Raw genomic sequence first — 21721 nt, 5'->3', positions numbered from 1 at the left:
TAAAAATATGCTATCGGTATCCACAGTTAAATTGCTGCCACGGATACCGATATGTCTCACCCGGTTATATCTCTTGCTTCAGCCCGCACCCTGCACCTATCTGCGCAAAATCTTCTTAAACCTGTGACCCGAAAGCCTGTTGCTACGGATGTCGTTCAGGCGATCCGTGATATGGGATTGCTGCAAATTGACACGATAAGCGTGGTTGCGCGGAGTCCTTATCTGGTGTTGTTCAGCCGCTTAGGTAATTACGACCCTCAATGGCTGGAACAAGCCCTCCCGGCAGGAAAAATATTCGAGTACTGGGCGCATGAGGCTTGTTTTATTCCCAGTGAAGATTACGGACTCCTGCGCCACCGGATGCTCAATCCTCAGGGGATGGGGTGGAAATTTTCTCAGACCTGGTTTGATGAACATCAGACGGATATTGAGGCACTGCTGGGACACATTGCTGAAAATGGCCCTGTGCGTTCGGCCGATTTCAGTACAGATAAAAAGTCTGCCAGCGGCTGGTGGGACTGGAAGCCTCATAAAAAGCACCTGGAAACATTGTTTACTTCCGGGAAACTGATGGTGTCTGAACGGCGTAATTTCCACCGGGTTTACGACCTTGCTGAACGGGTAATGCCTGGCTGGGACGATGCGAGCCAGACTCTTGAACAGTCTGCAGCGGAATATCAGATGCTGCGGCGCTCGGCGCAATATCTTGGCATCTTTAGACCGGAATGGCTGGCGGACTATTATCGCCTCAGGCGGGTGAATACCAAGGCTGTGATTGCACAATTACTGATGGATGAGGAAATTACACCGGTCGAAGTGGCCGGGCTTGAAGATATTTACTATGTCCACCGGAAACAGTTTCCCCTTCTGCAACAAGCCACTGAATCACGGATCGGTTCAACGGTCACCACGCTGCTTTCACCTTTTGATCCCGTGGTATGGGATCGTAAACGCGCCTCAATGTTGTTTAATTTTGAATACCGGATCGAATGCTATACGCCGGAAGCAAAACGCCAGTACGGCTATTTCACGCTACCCATACTGCAGCGGGGTGAACTGATTGGTCGGGTGGATGCAAAAATGCATCGCAAAGAAAAACTACTGGAAGTGAAAAGCCTCCATCTCGAGCCCGATGTGACGATGTCTTCACGACGTGCAAAAGATATACACGGAGCAATCAGCCGGTTTGCACAGTGGCAGGGAGCTGAAAAAGTCAAAACCTTGAAAGTACCTGAAACGTTAACGGTGTTTTGGGAAAGAGACTGGCAGATTTAATGTCACAAAATGAAACGGCTGCATCAGGCAGCCGTTATTTCACGATGATTGCAGGTGGCATCCAGCTTAGTGGCTGAAGTTAGCGAACATTGCGATGATTTTGTTAATGGTTTTCATTTTTAGTGCTCATATTGAAGGTGTTTAGTGTGACGTGCATCACAAAAAAATTGTACTCCCACGAAATCGGCAGCGCAATGCTCCTCAGGAGATATTTTTTATTTACAGAAATGTAACTTCTTTGAAGTCGTATCGGAGGATGAGTGAGGATTAACGCGGGGTGCGGCGTTATGTTATTCTCCTGAACCGCTATGTTGTGTTTCCAATGCTTTTTTACGTTACACCTTGCTGAAAATGCGGTGTATTCGCCTCCGGGAGGAATTTATGGACCACCGTTTGCTTGAAATCGTTGCGTGCCCTGTATGTAACGGGAAGCTTTACTTTAATAAAGAGTCGCAGGAATTAGTGTGTAAGGCAGACAGCCTGGCTTATCCCGTGCGTGAGGGTATCCCTGTTTTATTAGAAAACGAGGCCCGCCCGCTTTCTGTTGATGAGACACACCCATGAGTTTTGTTGCTATTATCCCGGCCCGCTTCGGGTCAAGCCGTTTGCCGGGGAAGCCGTTGGCCGATATCAACGGTAAACCTATGGTTGTGCATGTGATGGAACGTGCACGGGAGTCGGGTGCTAAACGTGTAATTGTTGCGACAGACCATCCTGACGTTGTGGCGGCGGTTGAAGCTGCGGGTGGTGAAGTTTGTCTTACCCGACCTGATCATCAGTCAGGCACTGAGCGTCTGGCAGAAGTCATCGATTTATGTCAGTTTTCCGATGATGAAATTATCGTTAATGTTCAGGGCGACGAGCCGCTGATCCCGCCTGTTATCATCCGTCAGGTGGCTGATAATCTGGCAAACAGTGAAGCAGGAATGGCAACACTGGCAGTGCCAATTGAAACAGCGGAAGAAGCGTTTAACCCGAATGCGGTCAAAGTGGTTCGGGATGCCAAAGGTTACGCCATGTATTTTTCCCGCGCTACAATTCCTTGGGAACGTGAACGTTTTGCCGTGTCGAAAGAAACGGTTGGTGATGTCTTCCTTCGTCACATCGGTATTTATGCATACCGTGCTGGTTTCATTCGCCAGTATGTGAAGTGGGAACCGACTAAACTTGAGCACATCGAATTACTCGAACAACTCCGGGTGCTGTGGTACGGTGAAAAAATCCACGTTGATGTAGCGAAGGCCATTCCTTCTGTGGGTGTCGATACCGCTGAGGATCTGGAACGTGTGCGCGTGATTTTGGGGCATAAAAATTCCTGACCACACAGAGTATAAAAAGTCATAAAAGCGGAATGTTCCGGCATTCCGTTTTGTCATCACTGTTCTCTTTTCGTTTTGCGCACTGCCTTCCTGTTTCTGCCCCGACTATCCGGTTTTTGTTTGATCTGAAACGGGGTAATCCTTTCCTGAAACTTTCATCATAAACGTTAATTTATTCGTCACTGCGAACACGTTATGGAACAGCTAAAAGCCGAATTGAGTATTGTGCTGGGCGAGCGTTTATCCCGCCTCGAATGTGTCAGTGAGCAGCCTTATGCCCATCTTTTTTCCCTTTATGATGAGCAGGGTTATGCGATGCCATTGATGGCGAAGAGTTTTACTTGTCAGGGAATCGCCGGGCAGGAGGCTTATAAATTATCAATGCTGGCGCGGGAGGGCGTGGTGAGGGTGCCTACGGTTTATGGCATGGTCACCACGCATCAGAAACCGTATCAGGAAATATTGCTGATTGAACGTCTGCGCGGCGTATCGGCGGAAGCGCCAACACGCACCCCTGAACGCTGGCAAATCTTGCAGGAGCAAATTGTCGAGGCGATGCTGGCGTGGCACCGGATTGACAGCCACGGTTGTGTCGGTTCTGTTGACAGCACGCAGGAAAATCGCTGGGAAAACTGGTACCCGCAGCGGGTGGAGGTGTTGTGGGCAACGTTATCGAATTTACAGGCATCCGAACTCACACCTGACGACCGCACGCTGCTTTTCCGTTCCCGTGCCTGCATTCCTAAGCTATTTGAAGAGTTCGACGATACACCGGTACTGGTACACGGCAATCTCTCGTTGCGCAGCATGCTCAAAGATCCTCGCAGCGATCAACTGCTGGCAATGATTAATCCCGGCACCGTGTTATGGGCGCCGAGGGAGTTTGATCTTTTCAGGTTGTGGGAAAAAGGCATGAGCGAGCAATTGCTGTTCAGTTATCTGCAAAAAGCACCTGTTTCAGAAACATTCCTCGCACGGCGCTGGTTGTATCTGGTGTGGGAATCAGTCGCGCATCTGATTCATACCGGTAAGCTTGATCGCCGGCAATTCGATTATGCACGGCAGCAATTGTTGCCGTGGCTTAACTGAGTTACTTCGCTGCGGGTGCCGGCAGCGTCATCCATTGCCATGCGCGCCCCAGCGTTTCATACCATGCCCGCTCGCTGTGAGACAAGAACAGTGCCTGTGGCAACGCTTTTTCCCACGGATTGAGCGGGGAATCTATCGCAAGCTGATTCGCTGGTGCCGGAATAGGGTTCAGTCCCAGTTGCCGGAAGAAAATGATTGCCCGCGGCAGATGGTTTGCCGACGTCACCAGCACAAACGGCTGCTCTCCCAGCATTTCTTTAACCTGCAAGGCTTCCTGATGTGTATCCCGTGGCCTGTCGAGCAGAATAATATCGCTCTCCGGCACCCCTAAACTCTCCGCAACTTTCCCGGCGACCGCAGCACTGCTCATCGGGTTGGTCATGGCCCGCGCACCGGTGAAGATCATTTTTGAACCGGGATTTGCCCGGTAAATGCGGATCCCTTCGGCCACGCGAGGAAGGCTGTTATTGATGAGATTAGAACTCGGTGCCCACGCCGGGTTATAGGTATAACCGCCGCCCAGTACGACAACATATTTTACCGGCACATTGCCACTGGCCTGGTAAGTGGGGTAAACCGATTCAATAGGACGCAGCAGGTTATCCGCAACAGGTTGCAAGCTGAGCAGCAACAGAAGCAGCCAACTCAGTGAAAAAAACACTTTTCCGGTTTTTTGCCAGCGGGTCATCCACAGCAACACCAGTGCAATCGCCATGAAGAGCAGAATAAATGGCAGAGGTAATAGCAGGCCCCCCAGCGTCTTTTTTAGGATAAATAACATCAGAAACCGATCCTTTTGGGTGAAAAAACGACATCCGGGCGTGAATCCGCGTCAGGATGATTTATTCTATGCCAGCCTGTGCCAAAATAGCACTTCACTCGGTATCACCGCACAGCCATCATTAACAAATTGTTTTTAGAAACAGGGTTCATTTCATGCAGGATCGTAATTTCGACGATATGGCCGAGAAGTTTTCGCGCAATATCTACGGCACAACAAAGGGACGTATCCGTCAGGCTGTGCTGGGTCAGGATCTGCATGATTTACTACAGACTTTGCCTCAGCGGCCACTGCGCATCCTTGATGCGGGCGGCGGTGAAGGACAAATGGCCTGTGAACTGGCAGCTTTAGGACATAAGGTCTTGTTGTGTGATCTCTCCGGTGAGATGATCCGCCGCGCCGAGGCGGCTGCGCTGGAAAAAGGTGTGAGCGACAACATGCAATTTGTACAATGTCCGGCTCAGCATATCGCCGAACATTTGGAACAGCCGGTTGATCTGATATTGTTCCATGCGGTCATCGAATGGCTGGCCGAACCTCAACAGGCTCTGGTCGCACTGGTCGATTGTCTGACCCCCGGTGGCGCAATATCACTGATGTTTTACAATATCCACGGTCTGGTCATGCGGCACATGATCCTTGGCAATTTTGCTCATGTTGAAGCGGGTGTGCCAAAAATCAAAAAAAGCTCCCTGTTACCCGATCACCCGCTGGAGCCCGCACAGGTTTACCAGTGGCTGGAAGAACTTGGGATGCAGATCAGCGGCAAGACCGGTGTTAGAGTGTTCCACGATTATTTGCGAAACAGACAACAACATAAACAGGATTTTGATGAGCTTCTGGCGCTGGAACAGCGTTATTGTCGTCAGGAACCTTTTGTTAGTTTGGGACGTTACATCCACGTGATGGCGCACAAACCCATTCTGAAGGACGAATTATGAGTGAATTTTCCCAGACTGTACCCGAACTGGTCGCCTGGGCACGCAAAAATGATTTCTCAATTTCGCTGCCAACGGAGCGGCTGGCTTTTCTTCTGGCAATCGCCACATTAAACAGCGAGCGCCTTGATGGAGAAATGAGTGAGGGTGAACTGGTCGACGCGTTTCGTCATGTCAGCAAGGGATTTGAGCAGACAAATGAAACCATCACCGTACGTGCCAATAACGCCATCAATGACATGGTGCGTCAGCGTTTGCTCAACCGTTTTGTCAGTGAACTGGCCGACGGTAATGCCATTTATCGCCTGACGCCTTTGGCGATCGGCATTTCAGATTATTACATCCGCCAGCGTGAGTTCTCAACGTTGCGGTTGTCTATGCAGTTGTCGATCGTTGCTCAGGAACTCAAGCGTGCAGCCGATGCAGCCGAAGAGGGCGGTGATGATTTTCACTGGCATCGCAATGTTTACGCGCCACTTAAATACTCCGTAGCTGAAATTTTTGACAGTATCGACATGACCCAGCGGATCATGGACGAGCAGCAGCAGGGCGTGAAAGACGACATTGCCGCGTTGCTCAATAAAGACTGGCGTGCGGCAATTTCCAGTTGTGAAATCCTCCTGTCAGAAACTTCCGGCACGCTGCGTGAATTGCAGGATACGCTCGAGGCGGCCGGTAACCTGTTGCAGGCGCATCTTATGCGTATTCAGGATGCCACGATGGTCGAACTCGATTTGAGCTTTGTCGACAAACTGGTTTTCGACCTGCAGAACAAACTCGACCGCATTACCAGTTGGGGCCAGCAGGCTATTGACCTGTGGATTGGCTATGACCGGCATGTGCATAAATTTATCCGTACCGCCATCGACATGGATAAAAACCGGGTGTTCGCCCAGCGTCTGCGCCAGTCGGTTCAGAACTATTTTGATCAGCCATGGACGCTGACCTTCGCCAATGCTGACCGTCTGCTGGATATGCGCGATGAAGAACTGGCCTTGCGCAGCGAGGAAGTGACCGGCGAACTTCCGCCAGATCTTGAGTTTGAAGAATTTAACGAAATCCGCGAACAACTTGCGGCATTGATTGAACAGGCATTACAGGTTTATCAGCAACAAAAAACGCCGCTCAATCTGGGCATGGTAATGCGCGAATATCTTAAACAGTATCCGCGTGCCCGACATTTTGATGTCGCGCGAATTGTGGTCGACCAGGCTGTGCGCCTTGGTGTGGCTGAAGCAGATTTTTCAGGATTGCATGCCGAATGGCAGGCAATCAATGATTACGGAGCCAAGGTGCAGGCCCATGTCATCGACAAATATTGAACACATAATGCCAGCTAAGCTGGCGCAGGCACTGGCGAACTCAGTGTTTCCTGCTCTCGACAGCCAGCTGCGTTCTGGCCGTCATATCGGTATTGATGAGCTGGATAACCACGCTTTCCTGATGGACTATCAGGAAGAAATGGAACTCTTTTACAGCCGCTACAACGTGGAGTTAATCCGGGCACCAGAAGGTTTCTTCTACCTGCGCCCGCGCTCCACCACGCTTATCCCGCGCTCCGTACTTTCTGAGCTGGATATGATGGTGGGTAAAATCCTTTGCTATCTGTATCTCAGCCCGGAACGTCTGGCGCATGAGGGGATTTTTACCCAGCAGGAACTGTATGACGAATTACTGAGCCTGGCGGATGAAAGCAAATTACTTAAATACGTCAACCAACGTTCAACCGGCTCAGATTTGGATCGCCAGAAATTGCAGGACAAAGTCCGCACGTCCCTGAACCGACTACGCCGGCTGGGCATGGTGTATTTCATGGGGGTTGATAGCAGCAAATTCCGTATCACTGAAGCGGTATTCCGGTTTGGTGCGGATGTCCGCAGCGGCGATGACGCGCGCGAAGCACAACTGCGGATGATCCGCGACGGTGAAGCAATGCCGGTCGACAGCGCGCTGTCACTGAATGACGAAAGTGAGGACGGCGAATCGCTGGCAGTGCAGCAAGGGCATGAGAGCGCAGAGGATGAACAGGAATGATTGAACGCGGTAAATTTCGCTCACTGACGCTGGTTAACTGGAACGGGTTCTTTGCCCGTACTTTTGACCTCGACTCACTGGTCACCACGCTTTCCGGCGGTAACGGGGCCGGTAAATCCACCACGATGGCGGCTTTCGTTACGGCGCTGATCCCCGATCTGACGTTGCTGCATTTCCGTAACACCACCGAAGCGGGCGCAACTTCCGGTTCGCGTGATAAAGGCCTGCACGGTAAATTGCGCGCGGGTGTCTGTTACTCGGTTCTGGATGTGGTGAACTCCCGTCACCAGCGTATTGTCGTGGGGGTTCGTCTGCAGCAGGTCGCTGGTCGTGACCGTAAAGTCGACATTAAACCTTTCACGATTCAGGGCTTGCCGGTTGCGGTCAATCCGACGGAAATGTTGACTGAAACGGTCGGCGAGCGTCAGGCTCGTGTGCTGTCTTTGCAGGAACTGAAAGATCGCGTGGAAGCGATGGAAGGCGTGCAGTTCAAGCAGTTCAACTCGATTACCGATTACCATGCCCTGATGTTTGATCTGGGTGTTATTCCACGTCGTTTGCGATCGGCATCCGACCGTAGCAAGTTCTATCGTCTGATTGAAGCCTCGCTTTATGGCGGTATTTCCAGTGCCATCACCCGTTCCCTGCGCGACTATTTGTTGCCGGAAAACAGTGGTGTGCGGAAAGCCTTCCAGGATATGGAAGCGGCGCTGCGTGAAAACCGTATGACGCTGGAAGCTATCCGCGTTACTCAGTCTGACCGCGACCTGTTTAAACACCTGATTTCTGAAGCGACGTCTTACGTGGCTGCAGACTATATGCGTCACGCCAATGAACGCCGTATTCATCTCGATGGTGCGCTGGTACTGCGTAATGATTTGTTCACCAGCCGCAAACAGTTGTCCGGCGAGCAATACCGTCATGTCGAAATGGCACGTGAACTGGCTGAGCAAAGTGGTGCGCAAAGCGATTTAGAAACCGATTATCAGGCTGCCAGCGATCATCTGAGTCTGGTTCAGACGGCAATGCGTCAACAGGAAAAAATCGAGCGTTATGAAAGTGATCTCGAAGAGCTGACGTATCGTCTCGAAGAACAGAACGAAGTGGTGGCTGAAGCCAGCGAGCTGCACGCTGAACATGAAGCGCGCGCTGAAGCCGCTGAACTGGAAGTGGATGAGCTGAAAAGCCAGCTGGCCGATTACCAGCAGGCGCTGGATGTTCAGCAGACCCGTGCGATTCAGTATCAGCAGGCGTTGCAGGCCATTGAGCGTGCGCGCGATTTGTGCCAGATCCCCGATCTGAGCATTCAGAACAGTGAAGCATGGCTGGAAACTTTCCAGAGTAAAGAGCAGGAAGCGACTGAAATCCTGCTGATGCTGGAACAGAAGATGAGCGTCGCTTCTGCCGCCCATAATCAGTTTGAAACGGCTTATCAGCTGGTGGTAAAAATCGCCGGTGAAGTGAGCCGCAGTGACGCCTGGCAAACGGCGCGTGAATTACTGCGCGACTGGTCTTCACAACAGCATCAGGCCGAACGTGTCGAACCGCTGCGCATGCGCTTGTCCGAACTTGAAGGCCGCCTGCGTGAACAGCAGGATGCCGAACGTCAGTTGCAGGAATTCTGCAAGCGTACGGGTCAGGATGTGCATCCCGAAGATCTGGACGAAATGCAGCGTGAGCTGGAAGTACAGATCGAAGAATTACAGGGTGTTGTGTCGCAGGCAGGTGAGCGTCGCATGGAAATGCGTCAGGAACTTGAACGTGTTCAGTCTCGCATTCGCGAACTGACCGCCCGTGCACCCGTCTGGCTGGCCGCGCAGGAAGCACTTAGCCAGTTAAGCGAGCAAAGTAAGGAACCGCTGGAAAGCAGCCAGCAGGTGACCGAATACATGCAGCAGTTGCTGGAAACGGAACGCGAAACGACGGTTGAGCGTGACGAAGTGGCTGCCCGCAAGCGTCGTATTGAAGGGCAGATAACCCGCCTCAGCCAGCCAAGTGGTGCGGAAGATTCCCGCATGATCGCGCTTGCAGAACGCTTCGGTGGCGTGTTGTTGTCGGAAATTTATGATGACGTCACCATCGACGATGCGCCTTACTTCTCTGCATTGTATGGTCCGTCACGCCACGCGATTGTGGTGCCTGATTTATCCCTGATCCGCGATCAGCTGGATGGGGTGGATGATTGCCCGGAAGACCTCTATCTTATCGAAGGGGATCCACAGTCATTTGATGACAATGTCTTTGAAGTAGAAGAAATGCAGGGCGCGGTACTGGTCAAAACGGGTGATCGCCAGTGGCGTTATTCTCACTTCCCACAGGTGCCATTGTTTGGCCGTGCGGCGCGTGAGAACCGTCTGGAAACCTTGCATAAAGAACGCGAAAACCTGTCAGAGCGTTACGCGACATTGTCGTTTGACGTGCAGAAAATTCAGCGTGCACATCAGGCATTTAGTCGTTTCATCGGCAGTCATTTAGCCGTGGCGTTTGACGCCGACCCGGAAGCTGAAATCCGCACTCTGAGCGGGCGTCGTGGCGAACTGGAACGCGCTATCAATGCGCATGAAGGCCAGAATCAGCAACAGCGTCAGCAATACGAGCAGGCGAAAGACGCTATCGGCATGCTCAATAAATTGCAGCCACGTGTCGGCTTGCTGTGTGACGAAACGCTGATTGATCGCGTTGAAGAAATCCGCGAAGAAATGGAAGAGGCACAGGATTCCGCCCGTTTCATTCAGCAACACGGTGTTTCACTGAGCAAGCTGGAACCGCTGGTATCGGTGCTGCAAAGCGACCCGGAACAGCATGAGCAACTGAAAGAAGATTACGCACAGGCGCAGCATGCACAGCGTCTGGCGAAGCAACAGGCATTCGCTCTGACGGAAGTGGTTCAGCGCCGTGCTCACTTCAGCTATACCGACTCCGCCGGCATGCTGAATGAAAACAGTGATCTGAATGACAAACTGCGTCAGCGTCTGGAACATGCGGAAGCGGAACGTACGCGTGCCCGTGAACAAATGCGTCAGCATCAGACACAACTGACGCAGTACAGTCAGGTTCTGGCCTCGCTGAAAAGTTCGTTCGATGCCAAACGCGATATGCTCAAAGAACTTAGCCAGGAATTGCAGGATATCGGTGTTCAGGCTGATGCAAATGCTGAAGCACGTGCTAAAACCCGCCGTGACGAACTGCACACCGCGCTCAGCACCAACCGGGCACGCTGTAATCAGCTCGAAAAACAAATCACCTTCTGCGAAGCAGAAATGGATAACCTGCAGAAGAAATTGCGCAAACTTGAGCGTGATTATCATCAGAGCCGCGAACAGGTAGTGACCTCGAAAGCGGGCTGGTGTGCGGTGATGCGTCTGGTGAAAGACAATGGCGTTGAACGTCGTTTGCACCGTCGTGAGCTGGCGTATATGGATGGCGACGAACTGCGTTCCATGTCGGATAAATCCCTTGGCGCGCTGCGTCTGGCGGTCTCTGATAACGAACATCTGCGCGATGTACTGCGTCTGTCCGAAGATCCAAAACGCCCTGAACGTAAAATCCAGTTCTACATTGCTGTATACCAGCATCTGCGCGAACGTATCCGTCAGGATATTATTCGTACCGATGATCCGGTTGAAGCGATTGAACAGATGGAAATCGAACTGGGCCGTCTGACCGAAGAACTGACAGCCCGCGAGCAGCAACTGGCCATCAGTTCGAAAAGTGTGGCGAATATCATCCGTAAAACCATTCAGCGCGAACAGAACCGTATCCGCCAGCTGAACCAGGGCCTGCAGGCTGTGGCCTTTGGTCAGGTGAAAAGTGTGCGTTTGAACGTGAATGTACGCGAAGCGCACGCGGGACTGCTGGATGTGTTGTCTGAACAGCAGGAACAGCATCAGGATCTCTTCAGCAGTAAGCGTCTGACCTTCTCGGAAGCGCTGGCGAAACTCTATCAGCGTCTGAACCCGCAAATTGATATGGGTCAGCGCACACCGCAAACTATTGGTGAAGAACTGCTGGATTACCGCAACTATCTCGAAATGGAAGTGGAAGTGAACCGTGGTTCTGACGGCTGGTTACGCGCAGAAAGCGGGGCGCTGTCAACGGGTGAAGCGATCGGTACCGGTATGTCGATTCTGGTGATGGTGGTTCAGAGCTGGGAAGACGAATCGAGCCGTATGCGCGGGAAGGATATTTCGCCTTGTCGTCTGCTGTTCCTTGATGAAGCCGCACGTCTGGATGCTAAATCTATCGCCACGCTGTTCGAGCTTTGCGACCGTCTGGAAATGCAGCTGATTATTGCGGCACCGGAAAACATCAGCCCTGAAAAAGGCACGACCTATAAACTGGTACGTAAAGTGTTCGGCAATAATGAACATGTACACGTGGTCGGTTTGCGTGGATTCGCACCTGAACTTCCGGCACTGGTCAATACGGAAGCTGACGTTTCCTGAGTGTTTTCAGATAAATAAGATGTCTGATTTTTAAAAGCCCCGGCCTGAGCGCCGGGGCTTTTTATTGAAATTGCATCCATTTCACTTATATTTCTTTAAAAAGTTGTGGTGAACTAAATAGTTTGTAAGCCAACGCTAAGGTGCTGCGCAATTTATAGACGAATGCCTGAAAACAGCACATAAACACGTAAGGGAAGACTTTATTTAAACTGACAGCTGGCTTAGAGTCTTTACGTTACACGCGGGCTCTATTTCATTGAGTTCCTACGCAAAAAAAGAATTCTCTTTATATACTTATTCCAAGAGCTGTTGGCTCAATTTTGGGGATGAGATTGAGCACCTTATCGGGAGGCAAGGGAAGATGTTAATGAATCAAAGGTCTCTCAGGTTTTTAGTCGCCAGCTGTCTGCTGGCGAGCGGTCTCTCGCCGTGGTTTGCTGCATGGGCTACCGTGCCCGCGCTGCCATTAGGAAAAACCACGCTATCAAGCGTACAGAGCATGAGCCAGTTGCAGGCAGAGTTATTGCCAAGGGGCATCAGGCCGTTGTATCTGTCATCTCTGTCATCGCTTTATGCTGCAAATCATATGCAGCCCATGTGGAACGATCGTGAAACAGTTCAGTTATTCCAGCAGCAACTCGCCGAGCTGGCCATATCGGGGATCCAGCCTCAGTTCACGCAATGGGTGAAATGGCTGACGGATCCGCAAGTTACCGGCATGGCCCGTGATGTGGTGTTGTCAGATGCAATGCTGGGCTATTTGCAGTTTACGAGCAGCGTGGAAGCCAATGGAGATAAGTGGTTATACAGCGCCACACCGTACAAAATGACGACGCCGTCGCTGACTGTGATTAATCAGTGGCAACTGGCTGTGCGTCAGGGCAATACGTCACACTATTTGTCGACTCTCGCACCACAGCACCCTTATTACACCAAAATGCATGATGCATTGAAAATCATGCTGACGGACAATCGACCATGGCCCGTGATGACAGGATCAGCCAGTTTGCGTCCGGACCAGATCAGTGACGATGTCCCGGCCTTGCGGGAGATCCTGACCCGAACTGGTATGATGGTCGCCTCGCCTGAAGAGAATAAGGTGGCTAAACCGACAGATGAAACTATCGCTCCGAACACGCCGGGAAGCGCGGCAAATGACGATCTGTCTGTTGATGAAACCGCTGATAAGGCCCAGCAATCGACCCCGGCTGTCAGCCCTTCCGCAACATCAGTACAAGATGTCCTGCCAACGGTTCAGTCGACAGAAGTGCCAGCGACACCCGCGCCAGTGGCTGTCGCTGATAATCAGTACACACCGGATTTAGTGGAAGCTGTTAAGCGTTTTCAAAAATGGCAGGGGCTGGAAGCGGACGGTATTATTGGCGGACGTACCCGTCAGTGGCTGAATGCCTCTCCGCAATTGCGTGCTACCTTGCTGGCGCTGAATATTCAGCGTCTGCGCATTCTTCCAGGCAATGTGAACACCGGAATCATGGTGAACATTCCAAACTATCAGCTCACCTATTATCTCAATGGCAATGAAGTGTTGTCGTCACGGGTAATTGTCGGTCGTCCAAGCCGTAAAACGCCGTTAATGAGCAGTGCGTTGAATAATGTGGTGGTCAATCCACCGTGGAATGTGCCCACAACGTTAGTGCGTGAAGATATCGTGCCTAAAGCCATGAACAATCCCGGTTACTTCCAGCAACATGGCTATCAGGTATTGTCTGGCTGGAGTAACGATGCTGAAGTCATCGATCCTTCAATGATCGACTGGGCAATGATATCACCCAACCATTTCCCCTATCGCATCCGTCAGGCGCCGGGCGTAAGCAACTCTCTGGGGCGGTATAAATTTAATATGCCGAGTTCTGATGCTATTTATCTGCATGACACGCCAAACCATAACTTGTTCAGCAAAGACATTCGTGCGCTGAGTTCTGGCTGTGTGAGGGTGAATAAGGCTTCTGAATTAGCCAATATGCTGTTACAGGATGCAGGCTGGAATGACACGCGAATATCTTCTGCATTGCAGGGCGGCAATACCACGTATGTGGCAATACGCCATCATATACCGGTAAAACTGTTTTATCTGACGGCATGGGTCGCGGATGACGGTAAGCCGCAATTCAGAACAGATATTTACAATTATGATTCAACGGTGAGATCCGGTGCACAAATTCTGCCTCAGGCGGAAATTTTGCTTCAATAAATGCAGTAAAACTAATCTGATAAGGGTCAGAGTATTTGGCCATCGAACGAGCGTGAGCCACTGGCACGCTCGTTTTGCTTATATGGGTTCCCTTGACTCGCAGAAAATTGGCAGTTAAGGTTCAAAACGGCTCAGATCAGAGCTTATTTTTGACTCTCTTACCGGATAGTAAACTGTTCATGAATGAAATCGACAAACATCGCCGTAAATGGCTGGCATTAGGCAGTGCCGCTATGGGGATTGCATTACTTCCAGGTCGTGCATTCGCCACTCTTTCCACACCTCGCCCGCGTATTTTAGTCGTTAACAATATCAATACCGGCGAAACCCTCAAAACCGAGTTTTTTGATGGAAAGCGTTACAACAAGGATGAGTTGGCCCGGTTGAATCATCTGTTCAGGGACTATCGTGCGGAAAAAGTAAAATCTATCGATCCCGCGTTGTTCGATCACCTCTATCGTTTGCAGGTGATGCTTGGCGGAACGAATAAACCAGTCCAGCTGATTTCGGGTTACCGCTCACTGGCGACAAACAACAGCATGCGTGAACCCGGAAGCGGGGTAGCGAAGCACAGCTATCACACGCTTGGGCAGGCAATGGATTTCCACATTCAGGGCATTGAACTGAGCAATATCCGCAAAGCAGCATTAAAAATGCGGATGGGTGGTGTAGGATATTATCCACGAAGTAACTTTGTGCACATCGATACCGGTCCCGCACGGACCTGGTGATGTGTGTAATTAATGGCCTGCCGGAATGTACAGGCCATTTTGTGGAGCTCTATGAAAACCCATCTTATTACCGTCACGGCGTTCAGCCAAAACTGCTCACTGATTTGGTGTGCTAAAACCAATCAGGCCGCCATTGTTGATCCGGGCGGTGAAGCCGCCAGGATCATCCAGGAAGTTTCTGCCAAAGGTGTATTGGTTACGCAAATTTTGCTGACTCACGGACATCTTGATCACGTTGGTGCCGCAGCAGAACTGGCTGCGCACTATCAGGTACCGGTTATCGGACCACAAAAAGAAGATGAATTCCTGCTGGATGCGTTACCGACCCAAAGCCAGATGTTTGGCCTCGACCATTGTGACCCGCTGACGCCGGATACCTGGCTGGAAGAAGGGGATTCAGTGAGTGTTGGTGAAGAAATCTTATCCGTGTTGCATTGTCCAGGCCATACGCCGGGGCATATTGTCTTCATCAATGATAAAGCGCGAATTGCCGTTTCTGGTGATGTGATTTTCAAGGGTGGCGTAGGCCGCAGTGATTTCCCGCGTGGTGACCATCAGGCGCTGATTCATTCCATCAAAACGAAATTATTACCGCTCGGCGATGACATGGTCTTTATTCCCGGTCATGGCCCGATGTCAGACTTTGGTTATGAGCGTAAAACGAACCCGTTCCTGCAGGATGAAATGCCGGTCTGGTAATTATGTTTGATGTTTATCAGCAAAAAACAAAAAGCCCGTCAGGATACCTGACGGGCTTTTTTAATTGAGCAACACTGCTTATCTTTTACAGTACGGCGACGATGGCTTCACACAGCGGTGCCATATTTTCGAGCGTGATGCCGGCAACGTTGATACGGCCGGAGTTCACCGCGTACACGCCGAATTCATCACGTAAACGCAATACCTGATCTTTAGTCAGGCCGCTGAAAGAGAACATCCCGTTCTGGTTAATAATAAAGCTGAAATCCTGTTGAGCGCCTTTTTCCTGCAAGGTGCTGACGAATAGCTGGCGCATACGATGGATACGCAGGCGCATATCGCTTAGTTCCTGCTCCCACAGCGTGCGCAAAGCTTCGTTACCCAGTATGGTGGCTACAACCGCAGCACCGTGTGACGGCGGGTTGGAGTAGTTTGCACGGATAACCGATTTCATTTGGCTGAAAGCGCGACCGGCAGTTTCTTCATCGGCTGCGACTAACGTACAAGCACCTACGCGTTCATTGTATAAGCCGAAGTTCTTCGAGTAAGAACTGGCGACCAGCAATTCCTTATGTTTTGCCACGAACAGGCGCAGACCCGCCGCATCTTCTTCCAGACCTTTTGCAAAGCCCTGATAGGCGAAGTCGAACAACGGTAACCAGCCGTTGCTCACCGACAATTCTGCCAGCTGTGCCCATTGTTCTTCTGTAGGATCGATACCGGTTGGATTGTGACAGCAGCCATGGAACAGCACCACGTCGCCTGCTTTCGCTTCGCTCAGGCTTTTCAGCATGCCATCGAAATCAAGGCTGTGATTTGCAGCGTCATAGTAATTGTATTCCACAACTTCCAGACCGGAAGCAGAGAACACACCTTTATGGTTCGGCCAGCTCGGATTACTGACCCACACGCGTCTGGCGCTGGTTTGTGTAGCGATGAAATCCGCTGCGATACGCAAAGCGCCGGTGCCGCCCGGAGTCTGTGCGGTGCGTGCCCGTTTATCAGCAATAACCGTGCTGTCTTTGCCAAACAGCAGTTCCTGTGTACAACGGGCAAAATCAGGCAACCCGTCGATACTCAGATAGGTTTTAGTGGTTTCATTTTCCAACAGGAACTGTTCGGCTTTTTTCACGCTGGCCAGAACCGGCGTTTTACCTGTTTCGTCTTTATAAACACCAATCCCCAGATTGATTTTATTAGAGCGGTCGTCAGCGCGGAAAAGATCGGTAAGACCCAGGATAGGGTCAGCAGGTGCTGCAGTGATTTTTTCAAACATGTCGGAAAATTCCATAGCCTGATATTACGAAAGAGGTCATCAGGGTAACGCCAGCGCCCCCTTTTGCCAACCGTTTGCGGCAAAAAGAAAACAGAGTTGTGAGAAGGCGTGGGAGATTAAAATATTTTATAGGCGAGGGTGGAAAAGCGGTATTTTCAAGACTCAGAAATGCAAAAGGCAGAGCCGAAGCTCTGCCTTGATATCCACTTTGATGCGCCCGTAAGCGCATCGTTAAGTGATATTAGAACTGGTATTGCAGACCAACACCCACGATGTCGTCAGTGCTGCGACCCGCTGCTTTGGTGTAGCTGTTGTCGTCCAGCAGGTTGATTTTGTAGTCAACATAGGTAGACATGTTTTTGTTGAAGTAGTAGTAAGTACCAACTTCTACATATTTAACCAGGTCAGCATCGCCGCCAGCGTAGGTAGAACCGTTGTTGGTGAAACCGTTCAGGCTCTTACCTTTAGACTGCAGGTATGCGATAGATGGGCGCAGACCGAAATCGAACTGGTACTGAGCAACAACTTCGAAGTTCTGAGTTTTGTTAGCAATTGCATCCGGGTTACCGTAATCGGTGGTGTTACGTGATTCACCGTAGAAGGTTGCCAGGTACAGGTTGTTAGCGTCGTATTTAGCGCCGAATGCGTATGCGTCAGCTTTGTCGCCAGTGCCGTCTTGTTTCTGAGTAACAGTACGGTTAGAAGAGAAGTAAGCACCAGTAATGCTAACACCTGAGTTGCCGATAGCGTAAGCGGCAGAAGTACCCCAGCCGTCGCCATTGGAATCAACTGCGCCACGACCATCACGACCTTCGTCGTTTTTGCCCTGGTACTGTACAGCGAAGCTCAGGCCATCAACCAGACCGAAGAAGTTGCTGTTACGGTAAGTTGCCACACCGTTAGCACGACCAACCATGAAGTTGTCGTTGTTCTGGTACATGGTGTCATCGCCATAGATTGGCAATTGGTCGGTGTAGGACATTACGTCGTAGATTACGCCGTAGTTACGACCGTAGTCGAAAGAACCTGCATCACCAAATTTCAGACCTGCGAAGCCCAGACGAGTTTTGTTGCCTTCATCGCCAGCACTTTCTGCATGGTTAGCCTGAACGTTGTATTCCCACTGGCCGTAACCGGTCAGTTGGTCAGTAATTTGAGTTTCGCCTTTGAAGCCGAAACGGACATAGGTCTGGTCGCCATCGTCGCCAGCATTGTCAGAGAAGGTGTGACGTGCGTCAACTTTACCGTACAGATCCAGTTTGTTGCCATCTTTGTTATAGATCTCAGCTGCATTAGCTGCACCAGCAACTAACAGAGCAGGGATTACCACTGCAAGAATATTGCGCTTCATCATTATTATTACCCTCATTGGTTTTATTTGGACACCTGCCACTGCCTAAATAATTCTTTACGGAACTATTCACGAAAGTTTGGTGTCTCCTGTGTCTGAACGCACTATTCCATCCGTGGTGAGCTTAATCCACAGCGAAAATGCTACTAAATTACTAAATATGTTTCAGCAGGAAAGAATGTATTTCAAAATGTGTATTTTACGGAACTTTGTGACAGGGATCTATCTTTGAAAATGACTAAGGCCAGCAAAGCTGGCCTTAGTTTTGTAACTATTATGTTAATTAAAAATAGTTTAATTAATTAGAAGGTTGCACTACGTGGTGTACGTGGGAACGGGATCACGTCACGAACGTTTTGAACACCGGTCACATAGGCGACTAAACGTTCAAAGCCAAGGCCGAAGCCTGAATGCGGGACTGTGCCGTAACGACGAAGATCGCGATACCACCAATAATCTTCTTTATTTAGCCCCATTTCAGCCATACGGGCGTCCAGTACGTCCAGACGTTCCTCACGCTGAGAGCCACCGATAATCTCACCAATGCCCGGTGCCAGAACATCCATTGCCGCGACGGTTTTACCATCGTCATTCATACGCATGTAGAAGGCTTTGATATCTTTCGGATAGTTTTTAACCACCACCGGCGCTTTGAAATGCTGTTCCGCGAGATAACGTTCATGCTCAGAAGAAAGGTCGACACCCCATGAAACCGGGTTTTCGAATTTCTGATCACAATTCATTAATATTTCTACTGCATCGGTGTAGTCTACCTGGGCGAAATCGGATGTTACAAATCGCTCAAGGCGTGCAACAGCATCTTTGTCTACACGGTCAGCAAAAAAGGCCATATCGTCTGCGCGTTCGTCTAAAACGGCTTTGAAAACATATTTAAGCATGTTTTCAGCCAGTGCTGCGATGTCATCCAGTGTCGCAAATGCGACTTCCGGTTCTACCATCCAGAATTCCGCAAGGTGACGGCTGGTGTTGGAATTCTCTGCACGGAAAGTCGGACCGAAGGTGTAAACCTTAGACAGCGCACAGGCATACGTTTCGCCGTTCAGCTGGCCGGAAACCGTCAGGAACGCTTCTTTGCCGAAGAAATCTTCGCTGAAGTCGATTTCGCCTTTGTCTGTACGCGGCAGATTTTGCAGATCCAGTGTCGATACGCGGAACATCTCACCCGCGCCTTCAGTATCGGAGGCAGTGATCAGCGGTGTGGACACCCAGAAATACCCGTTTTCATGATAGAAACGGTGAATGGCCTGAGAGAGGGTGTTGCGCACACGGGCGACAGCACCAATCAGATTGGTGCGCGGGCGAAGGTGAGCCACTTCACGCAGGTATTCGATGCTGTGGCGTTTTGCCGCCATCGGATAAGTATCAGGGTCATCCACCCAGCCAACAACGTTGACGGTCGTTGCCTGCAGCTCAAAACTCTGGCCTTCGCCAGGTGAGGCGACAACAATACCGGTCACTTCTACTGAACAACCCGTCGTCAGACGCAATACGTCTTCCTGATAATTGGGCAGAGAATTATTGATGACGGCCTGTAAAGGATTAAAGCAGGAGCCGTCATAAACGGCGACGAATGAGATACCAGCTTTAGAATCTCTCCGGGTACGTACCCAACCGCGTACGGTGACTTCACTGTCAACCGCAGCACGGCCTTGCAGTACGTCGACTACAGGCACAACGCTCATAGATTTCTCTCTTTCTTTATATATGTTGACTAAGAAATATTGGACACCCTGTAAATAGGGATTTTGCTATGTTACTTAGGCTTTCTCAGGACACAAGCAGAAATCGTCGTCAGCGGACAAGAATTGTGGCGCGAATGAAGAGAGTTGTGGGGAAATATTGAGAGAGTGAATAAAAGCCGAGCAGAATTAGATCGCAACTATATAAAGGAAAGAAAATCTGAATAAAGCGCCGGATTGATTTCCGGCACTTTAGGGAGAGTCAGGACGCTTTTTTCACCAGCGGCAGATCGAAAGCTTTGCGCAGGGCTTTAACAAAAGCTTTGTCCTGGCAAATCGTTTTGCCTGGGCTGTCAGAGAGTTTCGCGACAGGTTTGCCATTGCACTGTACCAATTTAATGACAATATTCAGCGGCTTCACGCCCGGAATATTACATGTCAGACGCGTACCAATCCCGAATATCAGATTCACCCGTTGATGGAAATGGCGATACAGGTGTAACGCTTTGTCCAGATCCAGATTGTCGGAAAAGACCAGCGTTTTGGTCATCGGGTCGATATCCAGCGCATGATAATGCGTTATCGCTTTCTCACCCCATTCAAACGGATCCCCGGAATCATGGCGCAGTCCCTGATAGGCATTGGCGAATTTGCTGCCGAAATCACGCAGGAAAGCATCCATCGTAATGCAGTCAGTGAGAGCGATCCCCAGCTGATCCGGATATTCGTCCAGCCAGGCCTGCAACGCCGCGCGCTGGCTGTTAGCCAGAACCGGGCTGATTTGCTGATGTGCCTGGAACCATTCGTGGGCTTGCGTGCCGACCGGTGCCAGCTGCAATTTATGCGCTAAATCGTAGTTACTGGTGCCGACCAGATAAGGGAATTCATTTTTCAGTGTGCTGACGATGGCTTCCTGAACTTCACCGGAGAAACGACGACGGGTACCGAAATCCATCAGACGGAAGGCACCGAGATCGATATCTGCGGCCTGTTCTTTAAAACTGGCGAGATTTTTACGCAGGTGCTCCACTGCCATTTGCGCCGTCACTTGTGGAGAACGCTGGCGATGGACAACTTCACTGATGACCGCGAGCAGCGGCACTTCCCACATAATCACTTCACGCCACGGGCCCTCGATGCGCACATGCAAATGTCCGTTGCGATCGGAAACCATTACATGTTCAGGATTGTAGCGGAAGGTTTTTAGCCAGTTCAGGTAATCTTGCGTGAAGAACGGCAGCCCGGAAAGGTAGGTGAACTCGTCGTCCGTCAGCGCCAGTTGACTCATCATCTGGATTTGCTGGCGGACCTCGCTGGCGTATTCGCCCAGCAGTTCATCACCACGGCAACGGAACTCTGCCACGACGCTGATGTTGTGGTAGCGATGGTAGACTGCTTGCTGCATATGAAGCTTGTAGGCATCGGTATCTAACAGCGAAGTCAAAATCGGGGAGGCGTATGGAGTCATAGCGCGTTTACAGCATCCTCGTCAGAAACTGAGTGTTTGAACACAAACAACCGTTCCGTAAAAAAAACGTTCTGGATAAAACAGCAAAGTCTGTGAAGTATACCGTATTATCCCGTCAAAGAACCCTCATCACATCATAATTGTCGGGGAATGGTCGAGGTCTAAATGTGCTTAAATGTAGGAAATATGGGCAAGCTGGCGATTTTCCGGCGTAAAAAAAGCACGAATTGATTACATAAATTTAATCAATCTGACATTAAGGAAGAAAAAATTGGGGGCGATTAAACCCCGGTTTTCTTATGTTCATTTCGCTACGTTTGTTCACGATAGTAAACGAACTGATGTTTTCGAGAGTGATTCAGGTTTTTTTTGCCCCAAATACCGATCACCCGCATCACGACCA

At 50.5% G+C, this 21721-nt stretch carries 16 protein-coding genes; 11 read left to right on the top strand and 5 right to left on the bottom strand.

All coding sequences use genetic code 11. The features are described 5' to 3' along the window. Nucleotides 1–51: 51 nt before the first annotated feature. The 4 genes from DXU84_RS05795 to DXU84_RS05780 all read left to right on the top strand — a co-directional run bounded on the left by DXU84_RS05795 (nucleotide 52) and on the right by DXU84_RS05780 (nucleotide 3683). Nucleotides 52–1275, top strand: a complete 1224-nt coding sequence (locus tag DXU84_RS05795; protein ID WP_153375067.1) for a winged helix-turn-helix domain-containing protein — start codon at nucleotides 52–54, stop codon at nucleotides 1273–1275. Between the two features lie 381 nt (nucleotides 1276–1656). Then, on the top strand, nucleotides 1657–1839 hold the full coding sequence (locus DXU84_RS05790) for a Trm112 family protein (RefSeq protein WP_013574842.1): 183 nt from the start codon (nucleotides 1657–1659) through the stop codon (nucleotides 1837–1839). Beyond that, entirely contained in the window at nucleotides 1836–2594 is a 759-nt protein-coding gene (gene kdsB / locus DXU84_RS05785; RefSeq protein ID WP_013574843.1) for a 3-deoxy-manno-octulosonate cytidylyltransferase, read from the top strand. The genes DXU84_RS05790 and kdsB overlap by 4 nt, the downstream gene beginning before the upstream one ends. 195 nt (nucleotides 2595–2789) lie before the next feature. Then, entirely contained in the window at nucleotides 2790–3683 is an 894-nt protein-coding gene (locus DXU84_RS05780; RefSeq protein WP_121019482.1) for a YcbJ family phosphotransferase, read from the top strand. Between the two features lies 1 nt (nucleotide 3684). Here DXU84_RS05780 and elyC read toward each other — a convergent pair whose 3' ends face one another. Beyond that, nucleotides 3685–4464 carry an envelope biogenesis factor ElyC gene (gene elyC / locus DXU84_RS05775; protein ID WP_013574845.1) on the bottom strand — a complete coding sequence of 260 codons (780 nt, stop codon included), beginning with the start codon at nucleotides 4462–4464 and terminating at the stop codon, nucleotides 3685–3687. A 155-nt stretch (nucleotides 4465–4619) separates the two neighbouring features. Between elyC and cmoM the strand changes: the two genes are divergently transcribed. The 7 genes from cmoM (at nucleotide 4620) to DXU84_RS05740 (ending at nucleotide 15523) form a co-directional block, all read left to right on the top strand. Beyond that, nucleotides 4620–5405 (top strand): tRNA uridine 5-oxyacetic acid(34) methyltransferase CmoM, encoded by a 786-nt coding sequence (gene cmoM, locus DXU84_RS05770; protein ID WP_153375065.1) that lies wholly within the window; start codon nucleotides 4620–4622, stop codon nucleotides 5403–5405. Then, nucleotides 5402–6724, top strand: a complete 1323-nt coding sequence (gene mukF, locus DXU84_RS05765) for a chromosome partition protein MukF (RefSeq protein WP_013574847.1) — start codon at nucleotides 5402–5404, stop codon at nucleotides 6722–6724. The genes cmoM and mukF overlap by 4 nt, the downstream gene beginning before the upstream one ends. Continuing rightward, on the top strand, nucleotides 6705–7436 hold the full coding sequence (gene mukE, locus DXU84_RS05760; RefSeq protein ID WP_013574848.1) for a chromosome partition protein MukE: 732 nt from the start codon (nucleotides 6705–6707) through the stop codon (nucleotides 7434–7436). The genes mukF and mukE overlap by 20 nt, the downstream gene beginning before the upstream one ends. Then, the gene (gene mukB / locus DXU84_RS05755; protein WP_153375063.1) at nucleotides 7433–11881 is read left to right on the top strand and encodes a chromosome partition protein MukB; all 4449 of its coding nucleotides are present in this window, start codon (nucleotides 7433–7435) and stop codon (nucleotides 11879–11881) included. Before mukE ends, mukB begins: the two co-directional genes overlap by 4 nt. A 361-nt stretch (nucleotides 11882–12242) precedes the next feature. Beyond that, nucleotides 12243–14093 (top strand): L,D-transpeptidase, encoded by a 1851-nt coding sequence (gene ldtD / locus DXU84_RS05750; RefSeq protein ID WP_013574850.1) that lies wholly within the window; start codon nucleotides 12243–12245, stop codon nucleotides 14091–14093. Nucleotides 14094–14272: 179 nt separating this feature from the next. Continuing rightward, a complete protein-coding gene (locus DXU84_RS05745; RefSeq protein WP_013574851.1) occupies nucleotides 14273–14824 on the top strand; it encodes a YcbK family protein in 552 nt (183 codons plus the stop codon). A 51-nt stretch (nucleotides 14825–14875) separates the two neighbouring features. Then, nucleotides 14876–15523 (top strand): MBL fold metallo-hydrolase, encoded by a 648-nt coding sequence (locus tag DXU84_RS05740; RefSeq protein ID WP_013574852.1) that lies wholly within the window; start codon nucleotides 14876–14878, stop codon nucleotides 15521–15523. A gap of 85 nt (nucleotides 15524–15608) precedes the next feature. Here DXU84_RS05740 and DXU84_RS05735 read toward each other — a convergent pair whose 3' ends face one another. The 4 genes from DXU84_RS05735 to pncB all read right to left on the bottom strand — a co-directional run bounded on the left by DXU84_RS05735 (nucleotide 15609) and on the right by pncB (nucleotide 21318). Beyond that, nucleotides 15609–16799: an amino acid aminotransferase gene (locus tag DXU84_RS05735; protein WP_013574853.1), complete on the bottom strand. Its 1191-nt coding sequence runs from the start codon at nucleotides 16797–16799 to the stop codon at nucleotides 15609–15611. A 241-nt stretch (nucleotides 16800–17040) separates the two neighbouring features. Next, the gene (ompC, locus tag DXU84_RS05730) at nucleotides 17041–18153 is read right to left on the bottom strand and encodes a porin OmpC (RefSeq protein ID WP_013574854.1); all 1113 of its coding nucleotides are present in this window, start codon (nucleotides 18151–18153) and stop codon (nucleotides 17041–17043) included. A 299-nt stretch (nucleotides 18154–18452) separates the two neighbouring features. Further along, the gene (asnS, locus tag DXU84_RS05725; protein ID WP_013574855.1) at nucleotides 18453–19853 is read right to left on the bottom strand and encodes an asparagine--tRNA ligase; all 1401 of its coding nucleotides are present in this window, start codon (nucleotides 19851–19853) and stop codon (nucleotides 18453–18455) included. Between the two features lie 259 nt (nucleotides 19854–20112). Next, nucleotides 20113–21318 carry a nicotinate phosphoribosyltransferase gene (gene pncB, locus DXU84_RS05720; protein WP_013574856.1) on the bottom strand — a complete coding sequence of 402 codons (1206 nt, stop codon included), beginning with the start codon at nucleotides 21316–21318 and terminating at the stop codon, nucleotides 20113–20115. Nucleotides 21319–21721: the final 403 nt, after the last annotated feature.

The organism is Rahnella sp. RcJ3 (assembly GCF_009498575.1).
In the GTDB taxonomy this organism is placed as follows: Bacteria; Pseudomonadota; Gammaproteobacteria; order Enterobacterales; family Enterobacteriaceae; genus Rahnella; species Rahnella aceris.
Note: the sequence above shows the minus strand (reverse complement) of the source record. Positions and strands in the feature narration are given on the sequence as shown.